Here is a 15,835-nt window from a genome sequence, read left to right on the forward strand (position 1 = left end):
AACCGGTTTCGGGTCAAGGGACCCCACGACTATCCAGCAGGAGATTATCAATGCAGCCACAGGCGCAAGCTCAGGCACGATCCTTCCAAGAAGCCTTTGTTTTCAGGGCGCTTCTCCTAAGCTTCTTCACAATCGCATTTATCGCTGTTCAGGCGGTTACAGCCTTTGCCAAGCCCGAAAGCCTGGCACCTTTGGCCGAACAAATCAGCCCGTCGGTGGTGAACATCACAACGTCAACCGTCGTTGCAGGGCGCACCGGACCGCAGGGGATCGTGCCTGAAGGCTCTCCCTTTGAAGATTTTTTCCGTGAATTTCAGGACCGCAACAATGACGGCGAAGAACCGCGCGCGCGCCGGTCTTCGGCTCTTGGGTCCGGTTTCGTGATTTCAGAGGATGGTTTTGTTGTCACCAACAACCACGTCATCGAGGGCGCGGACGAGATCACGATCGAATTCTTCTCGGGCGAGGAATTGATTGCCAAGGTCATTGGCACGGACCCCAAGACAGACATTGCACTGCTGAAAGTCGAATCAGACACGCCGCTGCCGTTTGTGAGCTTTGGCGACAGCAACGCATCGCGCGTGGGGGATTGGGTCATTGCGATGGGCAACCCGCTGGGACAGGGATTTTCGGTCTCTGCGGGCATCGTTTCGGCGCGCAACCGGGCGCTGTCGGGGACTTATGATGATTACATCCAGACGGATGCCGCGATCAACCGGGGCAATTCGGGCGGACCGCTTTTCAACATGGACGGCGACGTGATTGGCGTGAACACCGCCATCCTGTCACCCAACGGCGGGTCCATCGGGATCGGCTTTTCCATGGCGTCCAATGTCGTGACCCGCGTGGTTGATCAGCTTAAGGAATTTGGTGAAACCCGCCGTGGCTGGCTCGGTGTGCGCATTCAGGACGTGACCAAGGACGTTGCGGATGCGATGGGTCTGGACAAGGCTGAGGGGGCGCTGATCACGGATGTGCCCGAAGGTCCTGCCAAAGAAGCGGGGCTGATGACGGGCGATGTCATTGTGTCCTTTGACGGGGTTTCCGTGGCTGACACGCGCGGTCTGGTCCGTCAGGTCGGTAACAGCCCCGTGGGGGCGGCTGTGCGTGTCACCGTCTTGCGTGAGGGCAAGAGCCAGACCATCAAAGTTGTTTTGGGTCGCCGGGAAGATGCAGACTCTGAAGCATCAGCCGAAACAGACGACGGTGCGCCGGATGAGGGCAGCGAACCAGAGAACAAATTGATTCTGGGGCTGACCCTGACGCCGCTCACCGATGATCTGCGCGAAGAGTTGGGCGCGGATGCCACAATGGAAGGCCTTGCGGTCACTGAGGTAGATGAGGCGTCAGAGGCTTATGAAAAAGGTCTGCGTGCGGGCGATATCATCACTGAAGCCGGGCAGCAAAAAGTGTCAGCCATTGATGATTTGGAAGCGCGGGTCAAAGCCGCCAAGGACGGTGGGCGCAAGTCGCTTTTGCTGTTGGTGCGTCGGGCCGGCGATCCGAGGTTTGTAGCGCTGTCGCTTGGCGACTAATCATATCACACATACTAATTTGAAAGGGCACCCAAGGCGGTGCCCTTTTTTATTGATCCGGAGAACGTGCGACCGCGACCAACCCTAGTTTGCGTGCGGTCGCCAGCGAAAGGACTCCGCTGTCCAGCCCATCAAGGCGCTGAAATGACTGAATGGCGGCGCGGGTTGCCGCGTCCATTTCGCCGTTGACGATGCCAATGTAAAAGCCGCGCACCGCCAATGCCCGCTGGAGCGACGCGTTGAACTCAGCGGTCAGTGCCTCAGGGCAGGGGGTTTCGAACCAATTGTCGACCCTCTGCGTGACGATCACCGGACGCGCTTCGGTTTTGTAAACGGGCAGTGAACTGATTGTGCCATCAGGGTTCACCTTGGCGGGTTTGACCTGCACTTGCTCGGTCACTGTTTCGATCACTGCGGGGCTGACAGTACGGCCCCAGCAGGTGCCGGGTGCCGCACCGGAAGGTCCGTTGCGTGTGGCCTTTATCACGCCCGGTTCTGGTGGGGCGTCTTGCCCGACTGGTCCAGGGTCGCATGCCGAAAGGGCGGCTGAAAACGCCAACCAAAGTGGAACGCGACATGCGTGAATTACTCGTTGTGCCTCAATCATGGCCCAATGCCTTTTGGGTCTGTTCTTTGGCGTCATCATAGCGGCTTTGCGCGGGCGTGCCTAGCGGCAAGGGTGTGACGCGAGAATTGTCGCCGAGTGGCCATGAAATATCGCAAAATGAGGGGTGGCACTGGACAGGCGGGATAGCTAGATAGCTGGGGACTGATTTTTTAGGCGAAGGGTTCGATCAATGGCCAAAATTACATATGTTGAACATGGTGGCACAGAACATGTGGTCGAGGTTGCCAACGGCCTGACCGTCATGGAAGGTGCGCGTGACAACAACATCCCCGGCATTGAGGCCGATTGCGGCGGTGCCTGCGCCTGTTCGACCTGCCATGTTTATGTGGATGCGGCCTGGGTCGAAAAACTGCCCGCCAAGGACGACATGGAAGAAGACATGTTGGATTTTGCCTATGAGCCAGATCCGACACGCTCGCGCCTGACCTGCCAGATCAAGGTTACAGATGCCTTGGATGGTTTGCGCGTCCAGATGCCGGAAAAGCAGATTTGATGCAAAAGATCGGTGCAGCATTTGCTGCACTGTTCTTGTGTTCGCTCGGGTCGGTGGTTGCCGCAACACAGACCATAACGGCGGCCCGGTTTTCGCAGCCCACCTCACGGTATGATCATGGAATTCTGGGCGACGCTGAGGAATGGGAACAGCTTGAGATCGACGTCAGCGGGGTGAGCCCAGACAAAGCGTCTGATGTTGATGCGCACCACAAGGTGACCCATCTTTTTCGCCTGCCACAGGATCATGTATTTGAAGACGTGGCCCCGCGCCTTGTGGATGTGACCGGTGATGGCCGTCCTGAGGTGATTGTGGTGGAAACCGATGTGCGCCGGGGTGCCGCGCTGGCGATCTATGACAGCAAGGGAAAGCTGGCCGAAACGCCGCATATCGGCACCCGCAATCGGTGGCTCGCGCCCATTGGCGCAGCAGATTTCGACGGTGACGGGCATACCGAGATTGCTTATATTGACCGTCCCCATCTGGCCAAGACATTGCGGGTCTGGCGGTTCAAGGACGGCAAGTTGCGCGAAATCGCCAGTCTTGCTGGCCTGACCAATCACCGGATCGGGGAACGCGACATCGGCGGTGGCATACGCACTTGCGCAGGTCTGCCTGAAATGGTGGTGGCAAGCGGCGATTGGCAGCGGGTCATGGTTGTCGGGTTCAAAGCGGGCAGGCTTGCCGCGCGCGACGCAGGCCCGCATCGCGGGCGCGCCAGCTTGAACGCTGCGCTAAAGTGCCAGTGATGTTGGCCCGCACAGTATTTGCTACGACGATTTGCTTTGCCGCACCATGTCTGGCACAGACGCAAATCACCCCCGAAGCGTTCCTGGATCAGGCGGTCGGCAAGACGTTGACCTTTAGCGGGTACAAATCCGGTGAAGTGGTCGGCACGGAGCAATTCCTCAGCCGTGACAAAACGGTTTGGGCGCGGACAGATCGACGCTGCACCTATGGTCAGATTGACGTGCGCGGGCCGTTGATTTGCTTTATCTATGAGGATCACCCGGACCCGGAGAATTGTTGGATGCCGTTCATAGATGGCGAGGGGCTGACGGTGATTTCCCGCAGCTTTGATATTCAGCGCATTACGGCCATCACCGAAAAACCGGTGATCTGCGAAGATGCGCCGCTTTCCTGACGAAGCGGGTGCCGCAGAATCAGGTAAATCCCCGCCAGCCGATATCCCGGCGGCAAAATCCTTCGGGCCAGTCGATCTGATCGACCATTTCATAAGCGCGTTTGTGTGCTTCGGCCAATGACGCGCCACGTGCTGTAACATTCAACACACGGCCCCCAATGGCGACCAATGCGCCGTCCTGATGTGTGGTGCCTGCATGAAAAACCATGTTTGAACTGTCCTCTGGCAAGGCGTCCAGACCCTTGATCTGCGTGCCTTTCTCATAGGCGTCAGGATAGCCATTGGCGGCCATGACCACCGTTAGCGCATGATCATCTGCCCAGTTTACCTTGATTTCGTTCAGCCGCACTTCGGCGGTGGCCTGCATTAGGTCAAAGGCCTGTGCGCCGAGCCGCATCATCAGTACCTGACATTCAGGATCACCAAAACGGACGTTATATTCCACCAGCCGCGGGGCGCCGTCTTTGATCATGAGACCTGCATAAAGCACGCCTTGATAGGGCATTTCGCGGCGTGCCATTTCGGCCATGGTGGGGCGGATGATCTCATCGAGTGCCCGCTGCGCAATCGCGTCCGTCAAGACGGGCGCGGGCGAATAGGCACCCATGCCGCCGGTGTTTGGTCCGGTGTCACCATCGCCCACGCGTTTATGGTCCTGAGCGGTGCCGATGGGCAGCACGGTCTCGCCATCACAGAGCACAAAAAATGACGCTTCTTCGCCGTCCATGAATTCTTCGATCACCACCTCAGTTCCGGCATCGCCAAACGTGCCGTCGAACATGGTGTCCACGGCGGCCAAAGCTTCGGCATCAGTCATCGCGATAATCACACCTTTGCCTGCGGCCAACCCGTCGGCTTTGATCACAATCGGCGCGCCTTGTTCCGTGATATAGGCCCGTGCAGCTGCCGCGTTGGTGAAGTGGCCATAGGCGGCAGTGGGCGCGTTTACAGCGGCACAGATTTCCTTGGTGAAGGCCTTGGACGCTTCGAGATTGGCAGCAGCCGCCGAAGGGCCGAAAACCGCGAACCCCGCCGCCCGCAGATCGTCGGACACACCGGCGGCCAAGGGGGCCTCTGGGCCGACGATCACAAAGTCGATGCTGTTTTCCTCGGCAAACACCACAACCGCTGCGCCGTCCATGATGTTGAGGTTTGCACAATCGGCAATCGCGGCGATGCCGGCATTGCCCGGTGCCACAATCAGCTTGTCACATTTTGGGTTTTGCATGACCGCCCAGGCCAGTGAATGTTCGCGACCGCCGCTGCCCAGAATAAGAATGTTCATACGTGCGAAGCTCCCTTGGCCTTGGTTCACGCGCGTTCTAAGCTGGGGTCAACCCAGACACAAGTCAGACACAGAATTGAGAGCCCGATGGACCTGATTGACGATCCCGCAGAAGGCCTGAACAGCCCGGAATTCACCGTGACCGAGCTTTCTAGCGCGATCAAACGGGTGATTGAGGGCGAGTTTGGTCATGTGCGTATCCGGGGCGAGGTGGGCCGGGTCAGCAGGCCACGGTCGGGGCACATCTATCTGGACCTCAAGGACGACAAATCGGTCATTTCCGGGGTGATCTGGAAAGGTGTTTCCGCGCGGCTCGAAACCCAACCCGAAGAGGGGATGGAAGTTATCGCCACCGGGCGCATCACCACTTTTGGCGGGCAATCGAAGTACCAGATTGTGATCGAAGACATCAAACCGGCGGGCATGGGCGCGTTGATGGCGCTGTTGGAAAAGCGCAAAAAGATGCTGGCGGCAGAGGGGCTTTTTGCACCCGAGCGCAAGCAACCGCTGCCCTATCTGCCTGACGTCATTGGCGTGATCACATCGCCTTCCGGGGCGGTGATCCGTGACATATTGCACCGCTTGCGCGACCGGTTTCCACGCAAGGTGCTGATTTGGCCTGTGGCTGTGCAGGGGGCGAAATGCGCCCCTGAAGTCGCACGCGCCATTGCTGGGTTTAATGCGCTGACACCGGGTGGTGCGCTGCCGCGCCCGGACCTGTTGATCGTCGCGCGCGGTGGCGGCTCGGTCGAGGATTTGTGGGGCTTTAACGAAGAGATTGTCGCCCGGGCAGCGGCGGCTTCTGACATTCCGCTGATCTCTGCTGTGGGGCATGAAACCGACACGACGCTGATTGATTTTGTGTCCGACAAACGCGCACCGACACCCACGGCGGCGGCGGAACTCGCGGTGCCTGTGCGGCATGAACTGGCGGCTTGGCTGGAAAGCCAAGAGGCCCGCATGGGCGTGCTGCTAAGCCAGGGTCTGACCCGGCGCGGGCAGCGGTTGCGCGATATGGCACGGGCGTTGCCACGGGCGGATGCATTGCTGGATGGGCCGCGACAACGGCTGGACCGGGCGGCGGAAAAACTCGAACCTGCATTGATTGCGGGGGTGCAGCATCGCCGGGTGCGGTTGGCAAATGTGTCAGGGTCGCTGCGGCCCGCGACATTGCGGGCGCGTTTGCAGAATGATCACCGAAAACTGACGGGTTTGGCGGACAGGCTGAGACCTGCTTTGACGCGGACGGTGGTGGCGACGCGAGACCGCTTCAATGCGCGCGCGCAGGGGTTCAGGACCGATGTGCTGGTGGCCGATATTGACCGCGAAGCCAAGCGGTTGCGCGATGTCTGGGAGCGTATCAGTGCCGCTGACAAACGGGTTATGGAAAAGCGCCGGTTGCGGATCACAGCGATGGCACGGACGTTGGCAACGCTGGGCTATACCGAGACGTTGGCACGCGGTTACGCGGTTGTGCGCGGCGATGGCAACGTGGTGACCGGCAAGGCGCAGGCCAAAAAAGCGGGTGCGTTAGAGATCGAGTTTGCAGATGGCAAGCTGGCGGTTGTTGCCGGGGCGGTTCCAAAGTCCGAGAAGAAAGACAAAAAGAAAGATGCGCCGCCAGAGCAGGGATCGTTACTCTGACGAACGCCTGCACGCCATGTGCGCGGTATCAAACACCAACCTTTGGCCCCAGACACAGCATTTCCTGACCCTGATCCTGCGCCTCATAAAGCTCTGTTGTGTTGAGTTCATTCTCAAAGCGCGCAATCAACCCTCGGGTTCCTTCGACAAAGCTCCAGCATTGCGGATCGGGATTGTCTTCATAGACAAAGCAGATCAATCCGGCCTCTTCGTACCATTCGCCCTCTTTGCAGATGCCGTCCAGAAACGACCACTGCACCCGGCGATCTTCATGGTATACTTCAGCGCCGTACGCATCCCCCCCGCGTCCATAGAACAGGGTTTTGCCACGGGTATAGGCGTCAAATTCTGCCGCAGTCATCCTGTCCTGAGCCAGAGCAGGCAGAGCACATATGGTACAGAGAAAAACGGCAATATATCTCATGATGTCAGACTGGCAGAAACCGCCGCAACCTACCAGAGCAAGCCGCAGTCTACGCAAGCTTTTGCCAGCGTTCGACGCGCCGGTCCATGATGCGCCGCCACAATGGCGGGACCATCGCGATCGCGGCCATTACCGGAAGCGAACGAGGCAGTATCGGCATGGTCGCCGGTGTGACCTCAAGTGCGGGAAACGCGCGGGCGGGGCGCAGGTGATGGTCCGAATGACGCGGCGCATTCAGCATCATCGCGGACGAATACCATTTTGGGGCATTCCAGCTGTGTTCAGGGCCGATGGGTTCAGGTTTGCCCGAATTGTTTATCGTCCGCCGCAGGCCGTAATGCTGCACGTAATCTGACAGCAGCAGCTGCACTTGCGCATAAAGTACAAGTCCCAGATAGGCGATAACGCCGCGCCACCCGGCGAGCGCATAGGCGCACCCAATACAGACCAGCCCGCCCATGACATACCCGATGTACGGATGGGTCCACATGGGCGGCACATTTTCCGCGCGTTTGCGGTGCAGGTTATCGGCGCGCCATCCAGCGGTAAATTCACCGTGCATGACACGGGCAGCATAGGTCCAGAACCCTTCGCCAATGGGGGCTGAGTTTGGGTCCGCATCGGTGGCGGCAAAGATGTGATGGACCCGAAGGTGCGCGGATACGTGATGGCCGTGCAGGACCGAAATGTAAATCAACGCGCCAATGCGTCGGGGCAGGCGGGCACTGGCGTGGATCATCTCATGGGCGTTGGAATTGGATACTTGCCCGAAAAACATGCCAAGCCCGATGAACAGAAACAGCGTGTCGAGTGGACTTAAATAAGGTGCCGCGCCCAATGCCCAGACCCCAAGGGCCAGCAGCGGGAAATGCACAGCGGCCAAGGTCAGGCTAAGCCCGCGGCCAGAGGCGTCTTGCTCTGGCAGGGTATGCGGCAGCTTGTCCATCAAGAATACAAAAGCGGTGATCGACAGCGCCGCAAGCAGCGGCCATATGCCGCCCAGGAGACAGGCAAGTGCCAGAAGCATCGCGGGTGTCAGGCTTGCAATCGCGTACCAGACCATGAGGCCCTCCTTTCCTGAAGAGGTTTAGCCGCAAAATGTGACGGGTCAAAGCATTGTCAAATGGCAGCAGCAACGCAAAGCGCTGCACAATTGTCGTTTTTTGATCGCAGTCCGCCCCCGTGCTTTGATAGGGTCAGGCCAACGACCAGAACAAGGGGGCCATCATGGCACTGGATGAGCACGCGAAGAAATCAGGCAAAGGCCCCGAAAAAGGTGTCTGGAAATCTGGCAAGGGCAAGGGACGCCGCCACACAAAAGGCCGCCAATTACTGGATGGACCGTGGGAAGAGGTGCGCGCATTGCTGGGCGACCGCCCGCGGCACCGCGATCTGCTGATCGAACATTTGCACCTCATTCAGGACGAATATGGCCACCTGTCTGCGGCACATCTGCGTGCGCTGGCCGAGGAAATGCGCGTTGGCATGGCCGAAGTCTATGAAGTCGCTACATTCTATGCTCATTTTGATGTGGTCAAAGAAGGCGCAGCACCACCACCGGCACTGACCATTCGCGTGTGCGATTCGCTATCGTGTGAACTGGCGGGCGCGCAGGCCCTTAAAGCGGCGTTGGAGCAGGGTCTGGATGCCTCTGAGGTCCGGGTTTTGCGCGCACCTTGCATGGGCCGGTGCGACACGGCACCTGTGCTTGAAATTGGCCATAATCACATCGACCACGCGACACCGGAAAAGGTAAAAACGGCCATTGCGACATCTGATACCCATGCGCATGTGCCCCACTACGAGGCATTTGCGACTTATGAGGCCGCAGGTGGCTATGCCACGTTGAAGGATCTGCGCGCGGCCGGTGATTGGGAAGCGGTACAAGAAAAAGTGCTCGCATCCGGTCTGCGTGGTCTTGGCGGTGCGGGCTTTCCGTCGGGCAAGAAATGGGGCTTTGTACGCGCCAATGCGGGTCCGCGTTACATGGCCGTGAACGGCGATGAGGGTGAGCCGGGCACTTTCAAGGACCGCTGGTATCTTGAGCGCACGCCGCATTTGTTTCTTGAGGGCATGCTGATCGCCGCGTGGGCGGTCGAGGCTGAAAAAGTGTTCCTGTACATGCGCGATGAATATCCTGCGGTACTGGAAATTCTGGCACGCGAGATCAAGGCGTTGGAAGATGCGGGTATTGTCGACGGGGGCTATATCGATCTGCGTCGCGGGGCCGGAGCGTATATCTGCGGTGAAGAATCCGCGATGATCGAGAGCATCGAGGGCAAGCGCGGCATTCCGCGTCACCGGCCACCCTTTGTGGCCCAGGTTGGCGTCTTTGGGCGGCCGACGTTGGTGCACAATGTTGAGACATTGCATTGGGTCGCGCGCATTTGTCGCGAAGGGGCAGAGGTTTTGTCCGGCACTGAAAAGAACGGCCGCAAAGGGCTACGCAGCTATTCAGTGTCCGGGCGGGTGGCTGTACCGGGTATGTATCTTTTGCCTGCCGGTTCGACCATCTCCGATATCATCGCGGCGGCTGGCGGTATGGCTCAAGGGCATACGTTCAAAGCGTATCAACCCGGTGGGCCGTCTTCGGGTCTGCTGCCCGCACATATGGACGACATCCCGCTTGATTTCGATACCTTGCAGCCGCATGGCTCCTTCATCGGCTCAGCCGCGGTTGTGGTGCTGTCTGATCAGGATTCAGCCCGTGCTGCGGCGCTTAATATGTTGAAGTTCTTTGAGGATGAAAGCTGTGGTCAGTGTACGCCGTGCCGGGTCGGTTGTGAAAAAGCGGTCAAATTGATGCAGGCCGACAGTTGGGATACCGGTCTGCTGGAAGAGCTGAGCACCGCCATGGTCGACGCGTCGATCTGTGGTCTGGGGCAGGCGGCACCGAACCCGATCCGCATGGTGATCAAACACTTCCCGGACGAGATTTAGCACAGGGAAAAATACCTGTTTGCAGAAACGGATCAGGCGCATGCCATGCGTCTGATCCGTGCGCAAAACCGATCCGCTGCGTTGCGCGTATGGTGGGCATTGCGTGCCAACCCTTTCATCTGTCTGGCAGAGCCTATAGATCAAAGAAAACCAGCAGTGGAGACCCCCTTTGGCATTTTTCAAGAAGCTGAAAGAGCGTTTGTTCAAATCCTCGTCCAAGATCGACGAGGGGCTTGAGGCCATTGTCAGTGATGGCGGTGAAGAAGAGGTACTTGGCCCAGATGAGGCCGTGCAAGATGCACCAGCAGTGGCGGCGGATGATCTGCCGCAGGCGATTGATACAAGCGTCGAAGATGCTGCTGCCGCGGACAAGGCCGCACGCCAAGAAGCCGAGCGTATTGCCGCAAAAGATGCCGAACGCGCAGCCCGTGAAGCTGCCGAAAAAACAACCCGCGATGCCGCGGAGCGCGCAGAAAAAGAGCGTGTGGCAGAGGCTGAGCGTGCCATAGCGGTGAAGGCGCAACAGGACGCTGCTGACAAATTACGTCGCGAGGCGGCCGATCAGGCACAGCGCGAGGCAGCAGAAGAGGCCCAAAAACGCGCTGCAGCTTTGGCGCAACAGCAAGCAGCCGACCAAGCCGCACGCGACGCCGCAGAAACCGCTGCACGTGAGGCCGCAGAATTGGCTGAACGGCAAGCCGCCGAGCAAGCCGCGAGAGACGCTGCAGAACAGGCGGCAAAGGACGCTGCAGAACAAGATCAGAAAGAGGCCGACGCCCGTGCAGCAGAAGCCGAAGCGCAAGCCGCATCCACACCTGCACCGATCATGACGGACCTCAGCGCCGTGGTTCCTGCCTTAAGCGAGGAACCAACTGAACCCGCGGCAAAACCGGGATTACTTGGTCGTCTGATGGGGCGCGCCGCGCCAAAAACCGTGGTGCGCCGGGTGTTGGACGACGACATGCTCGAACAACTCGAAGAGCTGCTGATTGCTGCCGACATGGGGGTTGATACCGCACTGCGCGTCACCGCAAACATGGCCGAGGGGCGCTTTGGCAAAAAATTGTCCGTCGCTGAGATCAAGCAGTTGATGGCACAGGAAATCGCCCGGATCATGGAACCCGTCGCGCGGCCCCTGCCGCTTTATTCCAAGGCACCTCAGGTGGTGTTGGTGGTCGGCGTCAACGGATCGGGCAAGACCACAACCATCGGCAAGCTGGCCAGCCAGTTTCGCGCAGCGGGCAAGAAAGTGGTGATTGCGGCAGGTGATACATTCCGCGCTGCTGCTGTTGAGCAATTGCAGGTTTGGGGTGACCGCGCTGGCGTGCCGGTTTTGACGGCGGCCCAAGGATCAGACCCTGCCAGTCTGGCCTTTGATGCGATGACGCAGGCGCAGGCCGATGGCGCGGATCTGTTGTTGATCGATACCGCTGGACGGTTGCAAAACAGGGGTGACCTGATGGAGGAACTGGCCAAGATCGTGCGGGTGATCCGCAAGAAAGATCCGTCCGCGCCCCACAACACCCTGTTGGTATTGGATGCTACCACCGGTCAGAATGCGCTGAACCAGGTCAAGGTTTTTCAGGAAATCTCGGACGTGTCCGGTCTGGTCATGACCAAGCTTGATGGCACCGCCAAAGGCGGTGTGCTGGTGGCGTTGGCGGATAAATTTGGGTTGCCCATTCATGCCATAGGCGTGGGTGAACAGATCGACGATCTGTCGCCCTTTGATCCTGACGAATTTGCAGATGCGCTTGTCGGTCGCGATCGATGATCACCTGTTTGCCCGAGCTTGGCAGGGCACACTAGATTGACGGAATGGTTGCTCTTTATCGAAGGCACTCCAACGGGTCACACCGCCGCCTTGTGGTTGGCGATCATGGCCGCGTTTCTGCATGCGGTGTTTGGGGCGTTGCAAAAGGGGCGGCATGATCCCTGGCTCACGCGTGGGGCGATTGATTTTTCATATTGTGTGATGGCTGCACCCTTTGCGTTTTTTGTGGTGCCCTGGCCAGAGCCGCATATGTGGGTGATCTTTCTGGGCGCGTTTGTGATCCACGTGATCTACAAAATGTTGCAGGCTTGGGCCTATACCAAAGGTGCCTACACGGTCGTTTATCCGGTGGTGCGCGGGACAGGACCGCTTTTTACGGTATTGGGCGCTTATATAATTTTTGGTGAACGGTTCACCGGGTGGCAATGGCTGGGCGTGACTGTGTTGATGGCCGGAATCTTTGGTCTCGCGATCTATTACATGATCTATCTTGTGGCTGCGCGGGACACGCTGAATGCGGCCTTGGGCATTGCAGTGCTGACCGGGCTCTTTGTGGCGCTTTATACGACATATGACGCATACGGCATCAGGGCTACGGCGAACCCGTTTACCTTTCTGGCCTGGTTTTTCATGATTGACGGGTTGGTGATGCCGATGATTGCAGCGCGGCGATGGCGCGCGATGGCAAATCCGCCCGCCTTGGGACCGCTGATGATCCGCGGGGTGTTTGGCGGGCTGGTGGCATTCATGAGCTTTGGTGCGATCATGCTGGCCACGCGGCTTGATAAGGTAGGCGAGGCGGCAGTTCTACGCGAAACCTCAACGGTATTTGCCGCACTGATTGGCGTGGTCTTTTTGAAAGAAACCGTCGGACCGCGCCGGATTGCGCTGATGGCATTGATCGCGCTGGGCGCTGTGATAGTGGAGATGGGTGGATGAAGGAGCATAACCATGGCTGAGGCCAATCAGATCAACCCCTATTTGAAATCCGCATTGGAGTTTGGTCCGGTGCTGTTGTTCTTTGCGGCCTACCTGCGCCTGAAAGATCGGGTGTTTACCATCGGTGCCACTGAATATGACGGATTTATCGTCGTCACGGCGGCGTTCATTCCACTGTTGATCCTGTCCACAGGGGCGCTTTGGTGGCTGACGGGAAAATTGAGCCGGATGCAGGTGGCAACGGTCATTTTGGTGGTGATCTTTGGCGGTTTGTCGGTTTGGCTGAATGACGATCGGTTCTTCAAGATGAAGCCGACGATGATCTACGTTCTGTTTGGTGGCTTGCTGGGATTTGGGCTGCTGCGCGGGCAATCCTATCTGAAATATGTGATGGAAGAGATGATGCCGCTGGAAGACGCGGGATGGATGATCCTGACCCGGCGGCTGATGTTCTTTTTCCTGGGGCTGGCGCTTGCAAACGAGGTGATCTGGCGCAGCTTCTCGACTGAAACCTGGGTCTATTTCAAAACCTTCGGCCTGACAGCGGCGATATTCGCCTTTTTCATGACGCAAGGCAGGCTGTTCCAAACATATGGTCTGGGCAAAGACCAAGGGTAAGTACGGCGTGGTTTGACGACAACGTCCCGATCTAAGTTAAGGGATATGGGGCGACCTCAGGGCTTTTTCGTAAACAATTGATCGTGCGCGGCTTTGTCTTTGGCAATGTCGCCGCGTTTGTCCGCATGCAAGGCGCGGCCCGCCTGAACACCGGGGCGGGCGGTCATGGTATCGAGCCATCGCGCCATATGCGGCTTATCGTCCAGCGTCTGTTGCTGGCCTTCCCACAAGGATGCCCAGCTCCAGATTGAAAAATCAGCGATCGAGACAAAGTCACCGGCAACAAATTCATGCAGCGCCAACTGGCGGTCCAGCACCCCGTAAAGGCGTGCTGTTTCAGAGCGATAGCGGTCTTTGGCGTAAGGAAGATCGTTGGGTGGGTCCATATTCGGCGCGTATTTGAGGAAATGATGTGCCTGACCCGCCATTGGCCCAAGACCGCCCATCTGCCACATCAACCATTGATCAACGGCAATGCGCTGCCGCTCGGTCGTTCCATAGAATTGCCCGGTTATCCGGGCCAGATATTGCAGGATCGCCCCGGATTCAAAGATCGCAATCGGCGCGCCATCCGGGAAGTCGGGGTCCACAATCGCGGGCATCCGGTTGTTGGGCGAGATTTTCAGAAAGGCGGGCGCAAATTGTTCGCCTGCGCCGATGTTCACCAGATGGGTTTCATAGGGCAATCCCATTTCCTCAAGTGTTATAGAGACTTTCCAGCCATTTGGTGTGGGCCAAAAGTAAAGGTCGATGGGTTCGGGCATCCTGAGCATCCTTTGTGGTTGTGCTTATGATGCTTGTTTTGCAGCATATGCCAAGCCCAAGCAGGATTGACGAAGACTGCGCAGCGGCGTAGATCATGACCCGTGGTGATTTGTTACCGGATTGCGGGCCACGTTAAATATTCCGCTAAAAGGTCAGGATGAGGGACCCCCTTTCGCTTGACCGCGTCTGGGGTTTTTTTATGTCCGAGCCATCGGGCCAGAAGGATGAAGAACATGAGCAACGACTGGCAACCACGCACCCGCGCCGTACATGCAGGGACCCGCCGCAGCCAATACGGCGAGGTCAGTGAGGCAATATTTCTGACGCAGGGCTTTGTCTATGAGAGCGCCGAACATGCCGAGGCGCGGTTCTTGGAAAGCGGGCCGGATGAATTCATCTATGCGCGCTACGGCAACCCAACGGTCAAGATGTTTGAAGAACGCATCGCGTCCCTTGAAGGGGCAGAAGATGCTTTTGCCACCGCAAGCGGCATGGCGGCTGTGTCCGGTGCGCTGACATCCATGCTGCGCGCGGGTGATCATGTGGTGTCTGCCCGGGCGCTTTTTGGTTCCTGTCTTTATGTGCTTGAGGAAATCCTGATGCGCTTTGGCGTTCAGGTCAGCTTTGTTGATGGGACCGATCTGGCCGCGTGGGAGGCGGCGATCACGCCGAAAACCAAAGCGGTTTTTTTTGAATCCGTGGCCAACCCGACGCTTGAAGTCGTTGATATTGAAGAAGTTTCAAAACTCGCCCATGCCAAAGGCGCATTGGTGTTGGTTGATAATGTGTTTTCCACACCGGTGTTTTCAAACGCCATCGCGCAAGGGGCTGATGTGGTGATTTATTCTGCGACCAAACACATCGACGGGCAGGGACGTGCGCTTGGTGGAGTTATCCTTGGCAGCAGTGAATTCATCCGTGGCACAGTTGAGCCCTACATGAAGCACACCGGCGGTTCGATGAGCCCCTTTACCGCTTGGGTCATGCTTAAAGGGTTGGAAACCATGAGCCTGCGGGTCCGCGCACAGGCGGCCAGCGCCCTTGATGTCGCTCAGTCATTGGAGGGTCATGCGGCGCTTGCACAGGTGATCTATCCTGGCCTTTCCACCCATCCGCAGATTGAATTGGTCAAACGGCAGATGGGGCAGGGCGGAACGGTTTTGTCCATTGATTTAAAGGGCGGCAAGGCCGCAGCATTTAAGTTTCTGAATGCCATTGAAGTGGGCGTGATTTCAAACAATCTTGGCGATGCAAAGACAATTCTGACACATCCCGCAACGACGACCCACCAACGGTTGCCTCAGGATCAAAAAGATGCGCTTGGGATCACACCGGGATTGGTTCGGATCAGCATCGGGCTTGAGGACGCTACCGATATCAAGGCGGATATACTACAGGCTTTGGCGGCAGTTTAAGTTGGATCTGTTTGCCAGCGATGTGCGTATAATTTCTGACGATTGGTAATTCGGGCCCTGCACGCCTACATTGCAGGGGATGCGGCTATTTCAGGGAGCTTTGCGATGAATGTTGTGACACCGGTTTCAGAAGAATCTGATGGCAAAGCGGCCAAGGCGGCCCTTGCCACGCTGAAGGCATGGGCAGCAACAGCCAGCAAAGCCGAGATTGACGCGATGGACCCTTCGATT

The 15,835-nt window shown here is 58.0% G+C and carries 15 protein-coding genes and 1 riboswitch; of the genes, 10 read left to right on the plus strand and 5 right to left on the minus strand.

What is annotated here, in order from left to right:
- Positions 1 to 50: 50 nt before the first annotated feature.
- Entirely contained in the window at positions 51 to 1,535 is a 1,485-nt protein-coding gene (locus ACEWL3_RS18995; protein WP_386185223.1) for a Do family serine endopeptidase, read from the plus strand.
- A 49-nt stretch (positions 1,536 to 1,584) separates the two neighbouring features.
- On the opposite strand, the gene ACEWL3_RS19000 is transcribed toward ACEWL3_RS18995, so the two are convergent.
- Entirely contained in the window at positions 1,585 to 2,142 is a 558-nt protein-coding gene (locus ACEWL3_RS19000; RefSeq protein WP_435001418.1) for a peptidoglycan-binding domain-containing protein, read from the minus strand.
- A 190-nt stretch (positions 2,143 to 2,332) separates the two neighbouring features.
- On the opposite strand from ACEWL3_RS19000, the gene ACEWL3_RS19005 reads away from it, so the two are divergent.
- The 3 genes from ACEWL3_RS19005 to ACEWL3_RS19015 are packed head-to-tail and all read left to right on the plus strand — an operon-like array spanning position 2,333 to position 3,800.
- Positions 2,333 to 2,656, plus strand: a complete 324-nt coding sequence (locus tag ACEWL3_RS19005) for a 2Fe-2S iron-sulfur cluster-binding protein (RefSeq protein WP_386185228.1) — start codon at positions 2,333 to 2,335, stop codon at positions 2,654 to 2,656.
- Entirely contained in the window at positions 2,656 to 3,405 is a 750-nt protein-coding gene (locus tag ACEWL3_RS19010; RefSeq protein WP_386185231.1) for an FG-GAP repeat domain-containing protein, read from the plus strand. Before ACEWL3_RS19005 ends, ACEWL3_RS19010 begins: the two co-directional genes overlap by 1 nt.
- Positions 3,405 to 3,800, plus strand: coding sequence for a hypothetical protein (locus tag ACEWL3_RS19015; RefSeq protein ID WP_386185233.1), 396 nt, complete (start codon positions 3,405 to 3,407; stop codon positions 3,798 to 3,800). The genes ACEWL3_RS19010 and ACEWL3_RS19015 overlap by 1 nt, the downstream gene beginning before the upstream one ends.
- Before the next feature lie 19 nt (positions 3,801 to 3,819).
- Here ACEWL3_RS19015 and purD read toward each other — a convergent pair whose 3' ends face one another.
- The gene (gene purD, locus ACEWL3_RS19020) at positions 3,820 to 5,085 is read right to left on the minus strand and encodes a phosphoribosylamine--glycine ligase (RefSeq protein ID WP_386185236.1); all 1,266 of its coding nucleotides are present in this window, start codon (positions 5,083 to 5,085) and stop codon (positions 3,820 to 3,822) included.
- A gap of 87 nt (positions 5,086 to 5,172) precedes the next feature.
- Here purD and xseA point away from each other — a divergent pair, with 87 nt between their 5' ends.
- Positions 5,173 to 6,729 carry an exodeoxyribonuclease VII large subunit gene (xseA, locus tag ACEWL3_RS19025; protein ID WP_386185238.1) on the plus strand — a complete coding sequence of 519 codons (1,557 nt, stop codon included), beginning with the start codon at positions 5,173 to 5,175 and terminating at the stop codon, positions 6,727 to 6,729.
- A 28-nt stretch (positions 6,730 to 6,757) separates the two neighbouring features.
- On the opposite strand, the gene ACEWL3_RS19030 is transcribed toward xseA, so the two are convergent.
- On the minus strand, positions 6,758 to 7,153 hold the full coding sequence (locus ACEWL3_RS19030; protein ID WP_386185240.1) for a hypothetical protein: 396 nt from the start codon (positions 7,151 to 7,153) through the stop codon (positions 6,758 to 6,760).
- Between the two features lie 49 nt (positions 7,154 to 7,202).
- Positions 7,203 to 8,216, minus strand: coding sequence for an alkane 1-monooxygenase (locus ACEWL3_RS19035; protein ID WP_386185241.1), 1,014 nt, complete (start codon positions 8,214 to 8,216; stop codon positions 7,203 to 7,205).
- Positions 8,217 to 8,380: 164 nt separating this feature from the next.
- On the opposite strand from ACEWL3_RS19035, the gene ACEWL3_RS19040 reads away from it, so the two are divergent.
- The 4 genes from ACEWL3_RS19040 to ACEWL3_RS19055 all read left to right on the plus strand — a co-directional run bounded on the left by ACEWL3_RS19040 (position 8,381) and on the right by ACEWL3_RS19055 (position 13,424).
- The gene (locus tag ACEWL3_RS19040; protein WP_386185243.1) at positions 8,381 to 10,093 is read left to right on the plus strand and encodes an NAD(P)H-dependent oxidoreductase subunit E; all 1,713 of its coding nucleotides are present in this window, start codon (positions 8,381 to 8,383) and stop codon (positions 10,091 to 10,093) included.
- A 169-nt stretch (positions 10,094 to 10,262) separates the two neighbouring features.
- A complete protein-coding gene (ftsY, locus tag ACEWL3_RS19045; protein WP_435001424.1) occupies positions 10,263 to 11,867 on the plus strand; it encodes a signal recognition particle-docking protein FtsY in 1,605 nt (534 codons plus the stop codon).
- 36 nt (positions 11,868 to 11,903) lie between these two features.
- Positions 11,904 to 12,806 (plus strand): EamA family transporter, encoded by a 903-nt coding sequence (locus ACEWL3_RS19050; protein ID WP_386185244.1) that lies wholly within the window; start codon positions 11,904 to 11,906, stop codon positions 12,804 to 12,806.
- A gap of 12 nt (positions 12,807 to 12,818) precedes the next feature.
- On the plus strand, positions 12,819 to 13,424 hold the full coding sequence (locus ACEWL3_RS19055; RefSeq protein WP_386185247.1) for an inner membrane-spanning protein YciB: 606 nt from the start codon (positions 12,819 to 12,821) through the stop codon (positions 13,422 to 13,424).
- 56 nt (positions 13,425 to 13,480) lie between these two features.
- Here the strand turns inward: ACEWL3_RS19055 and ACEWL3_RS19060 are convergent, their stop codons facing one another.
- Positions 13,481 to 14,188 carry a glutathione S-transferase N-terminal domain-containing protein gene (locus tag ACEWL3_RS19060; protein WP_386185249.1) on the minus strand — a complete coding sequence of 236 codons (708 nt, stop codon included), beginning with the start codon at positions 14,186 to 14,188 and terminating at the stop codon, positions 13,481 to 13,483.
- A 92-nt stretch (positions 14,189 to 14,280) separates the two neighbouring features.
- Positions 14,281 to 14,357, plus strand: a riboswitch (SAM riboswitch).
- A 65-nt stretch (positions 14,358 to 14,422) separates the two neighbouring features.
- Here ACEWL3_RS19060 and metZ point away from each other — a divergent pair.
- On the plus strand, positions 14,423 to 15,604 hold the full coding sequence (gene metZ / locus ACEWL3_RS19065; protein ID WP_386185252.1) for an O-succinylhomoserine sulfhydrylase: 1,182 nt from the start codon (positions 14,423 to 14,425) through the stop codon (positions 15,602 to 15,604).
- The last annotated feature ends 231 nt before the right edge of the window (positions 15,605 to 15,835 follow it).

It is taken from the genome of Sulfitobacter sediminivivens, assembly GCF_042611115.2.
Lineage (GTDB): Bacteria > Pseudomonadota > Alphaproteobacteria > Rhodobacterales > Rhodobacteraceae > Sulfitobacter > Sulfitobacter sediminivivens.

Bases quoted from the DNA above. Each gene is read 5' to 3' on its own strand.
- ACEWL3_RS18995 (WP_386185223.1), top strand. From the start codon at position 51: ATGCAGCCACAGGCGCAAGCTCAGGCACGATCCTTCCAAGAAGCCTTT.
- ACEWL3_RS19000 (WP_435001418.1), bottom strand. From the start codon at position 2,142: ATGATTGAGGCACAACGAGTAATTCACGCATGTCGCGTTCCACTTTGG.
- ACEWL3_RS19005 (WP_386185228.1), top strand. From the start codon at position 2,333: ATGGCCAAAATTACATATGTTGAACATGGTGGCACAGAACATGTGGTC.
- ACEWL3_RS19010 (WP_386185231.1), top strand. From the start codon at position 2,656: ATGCAAAAGATCGGTGCAGCATTTGCTGCACTGTTCTTGTGTTCGCTC.
- ACEWL3_RS19015 (WP_386185233.1), top strand. From the start codon at position 3,405: ATGTTGGCCCGCACAGTATTTGCTACGACGATTTGCTTTGCCGCACCA.
- purD (WP_386185236.1), bottom strand. From the start codon at position 5,085: ATGAACATTCTTATTCTGGGCAGCGGCGGTCGCGAACATTCACTGGCC.
- xseA (WP_386185238.1), top strand. From the start codon at position 5,173: ATGGACCTGATTGACGATCCCGCAGAAGGCCTGAACAGCCCGGAATTC.
- ACEWL3_RS19030 (WP_386185240.1), bottom strand. From the start codon at position 7,153: ATGAGATATATTGCCGTTTTTCTCTGTACCATATGTGCTCTGCCTGCT.
- ACEWL3_RS19035 (WP_386185241.1), bottom strand. From the start codon at position 8,216: ATGGTCTGGTACGCGATTGCAAGCCTGACACCCGCGATGCTTCTGGCA.
- ACEWL3_RS19040 (WP_386185243.1), top strand. From the start codon at position 8,381: ATGGCACTGGATGAGCACGCGAAGAAATCAGGCAAAGGCCCCGAAAAA.
- ACEWL3_RS19055 (WP_386185247.1), top strand. From the start codon at position 12,819: ATGGCTGAGGCCAATCAGATCAACCCCTATTTGAAATCCGCATTGGAG.
- ACEWL3_RS19060 (WP_386185249.1), bottom strand. From the start codon at position 14,188: ATGCCCGAACCCATCGACCTTTACTTTTGGCCCACACCAAATGGCTGG.
- metZ (WP_386185252.1), top strand. From the start codon at position 14,423: ATGAGCAACGACTGGCAACCACGCACCCGCGCCGTACATGCAGGGACC.